This is a genomic window from Leisingera sp. (assembly GCF_034669605.1).
Classification (GTDB): Bacteria; Pseudomonadota; Alphaproteobacteria; order Rhodobacterales; family Rhodobacteraceae; genus Leisingera.
The window spans coordinates 1-7,154 of sequence record NZ_JAXMOX010000216.1; the positions used below are offsets into that span (position 1 = coordinate 1).

A 7,154-nucleotide genomic window follows, 5' to 3' on the forward strand; every position below is an offset into this window, starting at 1 on the left:
GCTGGCAAAGGAACGCCGGGTGACGGTGCTTGGCCTGGGCGCCCTCGGCGTCGCGTGTGCCCAAGCGCTGGCCGCCCTGGGATTTCAGGTGTCCGGCTGGAGCCGGTCGCAAAAGGAGGTCGAAGCGATCACCTGCCACGCCGGGCCTGAGGGCCTGAAGGCTGCGCTGGCGCAAGCCGAAATCGTGATCCTGCTGCTGCCTGATACGCCCGCCACCGAAAACACGCTGAATGCGGAGACACTGGCCATGCTGCCAAAGGGCGCGAGGATTATAAACCCGGGCCGCGGGCCGCTGATTGACGACAGCGCCCTGCTGGCGGCGCTTGGCAGCGGCCAGATCGCGCACGCAACGCTGGACGTGTTCCGCGTTGAACCGCTGCCGCCGGAGCATCCCTATTGGGCGCACCCCAATGTGACGGTAACCCCCCATATTGCCTCGGAAACCCGTGAAAGCACCGCTGCCGAAGTGATTGCCGAAAACATCCGCCGCGGCGAGGCTGGAGAACCACTGCTGCATTTGGTGGACCGGAGGTTCGGATACTAAGACGGGGCCTTGCCCCCTGCGCCTGACGCCGCATTCCCTCAGAGTATTTTCAACCAGAAAGAAAGCCGGGGCCTATCGCTTCTTTCTGGTCTTGAATACTCATTCCCGAGGTATCGCTCTGGGCAACGCCAGCTATTCTGCGGTTAGGCCGCGGCCTTTCAGCAGCGCTTCCACCCCCGGCAATCGTCCGCGGAAAGCCATGTAGAGCGCGGCCGGGTCAACCGACCCGCCAGTGGAAAGAATATGCGTCTCCAACGCTTTGGCGCGTTCGGCATCAAAGGCACCGCCAGCTTCCTCAAAGGCTGCAAAAGCGTCGGCATCCATCACCTCGGACCACATGTAGCTGTAGTAGCCCGAAGAATAGCCGTCGCCGGCAAAGACATGGGCAAAATGCGGCGTGGCATGGCGCATGGTGATGGCGCGCGGCATGCCGATTTCCTCCAGCACTTCGGCTTGTTTTGCCATAGGATCGGACAGTGCAGGACCGTCGTGAAAGGCCAGATCCACCAGAGCGGAGGCGACATACTCCACAGTCTGGAACCCCATGTCGAAGTTCGCGGCACCCAGCACTTTCTCCAGCATGTCCTTTGGCATCGGCTCGCCGGTTTCCGCATGGGTGGCAAACTCCTGCAGCACCTCCGGCACTTCCAGCCAGTGCTCATAGAGCTGGCTCGGCAGCTCGACAAAATCCCGTGCCACCGAGGTGCCCGAAATGCTTTCATAGGTCACGTTGGACAGCATCTGATGCAGTGCGTGGCCGAATTCGTGGAACAGGGTGCGGGCATCATCCCAGGACAACAGTGCCGGATCGCCTTTGGCGAAGTTACAGACATTGATTACCACGGGCGTCTGGGTCTGCGGGAATTTCGCCTGCTGGCGCATCGCCGAGCACCAGGCACCTGAGCGTTTGGAGCCGCGGGCAAAGTAATCGCCGATGAAGACCGCCACATGAGCGCCGTTCCGTGTCACTTCCCAGGCGCGGCAATCCGGGTGGTAGAGAGGCACGTCCAGCGGTGCAAACTCCAGCCCGAACAGGCGGTTTGCGCAGGTAAAGCTGGCTTCGATCATCCGGTCAAGCTGCAGATAGGGTTTCAGCGCCGCCTCATCCAGATCATGCTCAGCCTTGCGGCGCTTGGCGGCGTAGTAGCGCCAGTCCCAGGGCTCCAGGCTGCCATTGATACCGTCCGCCTGCATCATCGCGGTCAGCACTTTTGCGTCAGCCTCCGCACGGGATTTGGCCGGGCCCCAGACATCCATCAGCAGGCCGCGAACCGCCGCCGGCGTTTTGGCCATTTCAGTTTCCAGCTTGTAGGCGGCAAAGTTTTCATAGCCCAGAAGTTTCGCTCTCTCCTCGCGCAGTTGCAGGATTTCTGCAGCGATCGCGCGATTGTCGGTGTCTCCGCCATTGGCTCCCCGGGCAGCCCAGGCGTTGAAGGCTTTCTCGCGCAGGTCGCGGCGCGGCGAGAATTGCAGGAAAGGTGTGATCAGCGAGCGCGAAAGGGTAACCACCGGACCATCCTTGCCCTTTTCCTCGCCGGCCGCACGGGCAGCGCTGACCACAAACTCCGGAAGCCCTTCCAGATCGTCTTCGGAAAGCTCCATGAACCAGCCCCGCTCATCCGCCAGCAGGTTCTGGGTGAACTCTGTGCCGAGGGTCGCCAGCCGCCCCTTGATCTCCTGCATCCGCCTGTCGGCATCGCCTTCCAGCGCTGCGCCGCCACGCACAAAGCCGCGGTGGGTCAGCATCAGAACCCGTTGCTGCTCCTGGTTCAGATCCAGCGCCTCGCGCTTGTCCCAGACCGCCTTGACCCGTGCATACAGCGCCTTATTTGCGGTGACTGCGGAAAAATGCGCGGCAAGCCTGGGTGAGAACGCCCGCTGCAGCTCTTCCCGCTTGGGGTTGCTGTCTGCTCCGGCCACGGTGAAAAACACGCCTAAAACCTGTTCTAATTCGCGGCAAGGGGTCTCCAGCGCCTCGATCACATTGGCAAAACCGGGTGCCTCGCCGCTGTTTGCGATGGCGTCGATCTGTGCGGTGTGTGCCTGCAAGGCCTGCTCCAGCGCGGGGGCGAAATCGTCATCAGAGATGCTGTCGAACGGGGCAATTTCAAACGGCGTGTCCCAGCGGGTCAGAAGCGGATTGGGCATAAACGGATCTCCTTTGCCGGGGACGCTAACGGGAAACCATTAGGGCTGCAATTGGGCTTCCAATGAATGGGCATGGCGAAGATACTCCCAGCATCACGCCCGCTGGGCCACCACTGTCCGCTGGTGTTCCGGATGGAGACGGCAGGGCTGATGTAGACACCCTTCCGCCTTGCCCCGGCGCAGGCAGCTGAATACCGCGCCGTTTTTACCGCCTGCCCCTCGGGCGGTTGGGGCCTGAAGACTTGATCGCCGATCTGTGCCGGGTGCTGAGTTTCAGTAGCGCGACCGGGTCAGCCGCCGGCGCCATCGCCTACGGTCAGCGCCGCCGGCACGATGCGGACCGGGACATCCGCGACATTGGCCGCCCTGGCGATCCGCCACTCGAAGCGGCCCATTCTGCCATCGGTATCGATCAGAACCACCACCGGCTCCTTGCCGGTGACTTCTGCCGCGAACAACACCTGCTGGATGCTGTCCAGGCTGCTGCGCTTGTCGAGGCCGAACTCGATGACCCGGTTTGCATTTTCGCAGTCCGTTCTGATCGACGCCGCACCGCCGGGATAGGTGAACTCATGCACTGTTTCCGCTTGGCCGCCGAACAGGGCGCCGCAGAGCAGCGAAATGAAAAAGGCTTCGTTCACAGGGAGATCTCGTCAGGCTTTCAAGCTTTGCCGCAGACCGGGCAACCTTGCCGCCTGGCCATGCGGATCTTGCGGGTTTCGCCATAAAGCCCGTCATAGATCAGCATTTCGCCCCGCAGAACCGCACCGGCGCCGGTGATCAGCTTGACCGCCTCAACTGCCATCATAGAGCCGACGACACCGGGCAGCGGGCCGACCACCCCGGCCTCCGAACAGCTGGGGGCAAGGCCGGGCGCCGGCGCCTCGGGAAAAATGCACTGGTAGCAGGGCCCGCCGTTGGCCGGGTGGAAGACGCTCAGCTGGCCTTCCCATTGCGACAGTGCCCCGGAGATCAGCGGTTTGCCCAGCAACACGGCGGTTCGGTTGGCGAGATAACGGGTTTCGAAATTGTCGGTGCCGTCAAGGATCAGATCATAGTCCGCAAACAGCTCTGCCGCCATTTCTTCTGTCAGACGGCGGTGGTAGGGCCGCACGTCGACATAAGGGTTTTGCGCCTGCATCGCGGCCTGGGCCGAAAACACCTTTGGCTTGCCGATGTCTGCGTCGCGATGGATCACCTGGCGCTGCAGGTTGGCATTGTCGACCACGTCATCGTCGATCACCCCGACGGTCCCCGTTCCGGCGGCAGCCAGATACTGCAAGGCAGGGGCGCCAAGGCCGCCGGCACCGATCACCAGCACCTTGGCCTGCTTCAGCCTCTTCTGCCCCGGACCGCCCAGCTCCCGCAGGACGATATGGCGGGCGTAGCGGTCAAGTTCGCTTTCAGTGAAGGTGCTTGCGGGCTGGCTCATCTGCGTGTCCTGAGGCTGGGCGCGGGTCTTAAGGCCGGCCACGATACGCGCATAAACCCCAGCCACAAGAGCAAAGCCGCCCAAGAGCAGCCAGGGCGCCAGCGTGCCGCCGGTGCCTTCGCGCAAGGGGTGCCCGTCCGGCAGGGTCAACTGCACCGCCAGCACGGTCGCAAACAGTACAGAAAGCAAACCGAAACGCAGGTTGCGCGGCAGGCCGAGAAATCGCCCGCCCCACCAAATCAGCGCTGCCAGAAACAAAATGCGAAGCATCAGCCGCGCCCGGTGGACCCAAAGCCGCCGTCGCCGCGGCTGGTGCCTGTGAGCGCCTCCGCAAGCTCAATCCGGGCTTGCAGCACCGGCGCGACCACCAGTTGCGCGATGCGCTCGCCATGGCGGATTGCAAAGGGCTCCTGCCCTGCATTGAGGAGGATCACGCCCAGGGGGCCGCGGTAGTCACTGTCGATTGTTCCGGGCGTGTTGGGCAGTGTGATCCCGTGCTTCAGCGCCAGCCCGGAGCGCGGGCGGATCTGCACCTCGTAGCCTGCAGGAATTTCCAGCCGCAACCCGGTTGGCACCAGCACCCTGGCACCGGGTTCCAGCATCAGTGCGTCCCGGTCCGGCAAATTGGCACGGATGTCCGCCCCGGCTGCACCTGCCGTTTGATAGGCGGGCAGCGGCACATTCCGGTCCGCGTCTTCGTCGTGGATTACACGGATGGCAACCATTGCTGCTCCCCTGCTTCTTCTTTGTTCAAATACTCAAACTCACCCGGCCAGCGCCGCAGCGACCCGCGTTGCCAGTTTGCGGGCCACCTCATCCTTGCCCATACGCGGCCAGTCCTCGGCGCCATCATCAGAGATCAGCACCACCGCGTTTTCACTGCCGCCCATGATTCCGGTCGCGGGAGAGACGTCATTTGCAACGATCCAATCACAGCCCTTGCGCTTGCGCTTGGCGGTGGCGTTTTCCACCACGTCGTTGGTCTCAGCGGCAAAGCCAACCACCAGCTTGGGACGTCCCGTTGTCATCTGTGCAACTGTTTTCAGAATGTCCGGGTTTTCTGCAAATTCCAGCACAGGCAGCCCGTCCTTGGACTTTTTCAGCTTGCGGTTCGAGGCGCTGGCAACCCGCCAATCTGCCACCGCGGCGGCAAAGATCCCGGCATCAGCGGGCAATGCCGCTTGCACGGCCGCCTCCATTTCGCGGGCACTTTCCACCTCGACCACCTGCACCCCCTCGGGAGGGCGCACCGCTGCCGGGCCTGTGACAAACACCACTTCCGCACCCAGATCGCGCAGCGCACGGGCTACAGCTGCCCCCTGCGCCCCCGAGGAGCGGTTGGCGATGTAGCGTACCGGGTCGATCGGCTCATGCGTCGGCCCAGAGGTCACCAGAATACGCCTGCCATTCAAGGGCCCATCCGAAAGCTTGGCGGTGATAGCAGCCAGAATTTCATCCGGTTCCGCCATCCGGCCGGTGCCGAATTCACCGCACGCCATACTGCCGTCATTCGGACCCGCGAAAGACACCCCGTCCTCCTTCAGAACCGCGATGTTGCGTTGTGTCGCCGGATGCTCCCACATGCGCACATTCATCGCTGGCGCCAGCAGCACCGGGGTGTCGGTGGCCAGCAGCAGGGTTGAGGCAAGATCATTGGAGTGGCCGTGCGCCATCTTGGCCATCAGGTCCGCCGTGGCCGGCGCCACCACCAAGAGATCGGCGCTGCGCGATAGCTGGATATGGCCCATCTCGGCCTCAGAGGTCAGGTCGAACAGCTCCTGGTGCACAGCGGTTCCGGCAAGTGCCGAGACCGACAGGGGCGTCACAAATTCGGCGCCGGACTTGGTCAGAACCGGGGTCACGCGCGCCCCCTTGTCCTGCAGGCGGCGGATCAGCTCCAGCGACTTATAGGCCGCGATGCCGCCGCTGATAATCAAAAGAATATGTCTGCCAGCCAGCATTTGTCCGCCCTTATCCCATTTACCGCGACCTTCCTGCGCTGCGGCAAAAGTGTGAAACGGTTTTCCCGGCGGCAGAGTTCCAAAGCCAATGGCTCCCGCCCCCGCGCGGCACCGGCCTGTGGCCGCCGCCCCTGGCGGCGTTGGGCCGGGCGCCGGGCTGCGCACGGCGCGGTGCCGTTTTCAAGCCGCCTGGCGCCTCGCCAACTGGCGCCTGTCAGCCGCCGTTCAGAAAGGCCAGGCAGGGATCCGGACGGCTGACTGCAGCGCCCGCGTCAAGCAGCAGATCAAATTTTCCGCTGATCTGTCCGCCCTCGGACTGGCCTAGGCTGCGGATCCGCACCGCTGGACGGGCCCGGGCCAAGTAGACCGCCAGTCCGCGGTCGGTGCGGGCATGGCCATTGCCGGTGATCACGGCCACTGGACCGCCGGTTTCCGCAAGTGCCTTATCCGCGGCCTCTGCCAGGGCAGCGTCCCGCAGGCGTTGGAATTCCACCAGGACAGGCAGCATCTCAACCGGCATCGCATTGCAATGATTGGCCTGCTGGTCCGCCTCACGCGCGGCCTGCTCTGCCTCCGGAAGCGGCCGGTCAAGGCCAAAGCGGGCCGCGTCTTCAGCCCCGAAATAGGCAGCCACGCCGTTTTTCAAAGCCTCCGCAGCCGCGGACCGCGGCACCTGTGCGCCATACTGGCGGGCACTCGCAGCAGCGGCAAATACCGGGGCATAAAGGCCAAAGTCCGGCCAACCGGAATTCACCCAATCCAGCTGCCGGGCCGTCAGCTTTGCATTCGTCAGCGTTTCAGGATCCAGTGCGGCTGCCTGCATTGCTGTGATCATCTCCCAGACCACAGCCTTGGGTTGCAGCTGTGCCAGCAGCAATGCCTGCCGCTGGTGATGCACAGGATTGTCATGCACCTCGCCGAGAATCACAACATCTGCGCCGCCCAGCAGCCGGGCTGCCGCGGACACCTCATCCGCCCGGACGCCTGACATGCTGAGCGCCGCCAGACCGGCGGCGCTCAGCACGATTTTAAGGAATTTTATCTGCTCTCTCATGAAAGCAGTCTGTGC

At 63.5% G+C, this 7,154-nt stretch carries 7 protein-coding genes; 1 reads left to right on the forward strand and 6 read right to left on the reverse strand.

All coding sequences use genetic code 11. The annotated features are described in order from the left end of the window. Positions 1-544, forward strand: a 544-nt coding sequence (locus VOI29_RS20650; RefSeq protein ID WP_323783183.1) for an NAD(P)-dependent oxidoreductase, incomplete at its 5' end; no start/stop codon positions are given. 132 nt (positions 545-676) lie between these two features. Here the strand turns inward: VOI29_RS20650 and VOI29_RS20655 are convergent. The 6 genes from VOI29_RS20655 to VOI29_RS20680 form a co-directional block, all read right to left on the reverse strand. Then, positions 677-2,692, reverse strand: coding sequence for a M3 family metallopeptidase (locus VOI29_RS20655; protein ID WP_323783185.1), 2,016 nt, complete (start codon positions 2,690-2,692; stop codon positions 677-679). Positions 2,693-2,982: 290 nt separating this feature from the next. Further along, on the reverse strand, positions 2,983-3,333 hold the full coding sequence (locus VOI29_RS20660) for a hypothetical protein (protein ID WP_323783188.1): 351 nt from the start codon (positions 3,331-3,333) through the stop codon (positions 2,983-2,985). Between the two features lie 20 nt (positions 3,334-3,353). Continuing rightward, the gene (locus tag VOI29_RS20665) at positions 3,354-4,394 is read right to left on the reverse strand and encodes a HesA/MoeB/ThiF family protein (protein ID WP_323783191.1); all 1,041 of its coding nucleotides are present in this window, start codon (positions 4,392-4,394) and stop codon (positions 3,354-3,356) included. Next, a complete protein-coding gene (dut, locus tag VOI29_RS20670; protein ID WP_323783194.1) occupies positions 4,394-4,849 on the reverse strand; it encodes a dUTP diphosphatase in 456 nt (151 codons plus the stop codon). The genes VOI29_RS20665 and dut overlap by 1 nt, the downstream gene beginning before the upstream one ends. 39 nt (positions 4,850-4,888) lie before the next feature. Further along, a complete protein-coding gene (gene coaBC, locus VOI29_RS20675) occupies positions 4,889-6,085 on the reverse strand; it encodes a bifunctional phosphopantothenoylcysteine decarboxylase/phosphopantothenate--cysteine ligase CoaBC (protein ID WP_323783197.1) in 1,197 nt (398 codons plus the stop codon). Positions 6,086-6,299: 214 nt separating this feature from the next. Then, positions 6,300-7,139: a ChaN family lipoprotein gene (locus VOI29_RS20680; protein WP_416361571.1), complete on the reverse strand. Its 840-nt coding sequence runs from the start codon at positions 7,137-7,139 to the stop codon at positions 6,300-6,302. Between the last annotated feature and the right edge of the window lie 15 nt (positions 7,140-7,154).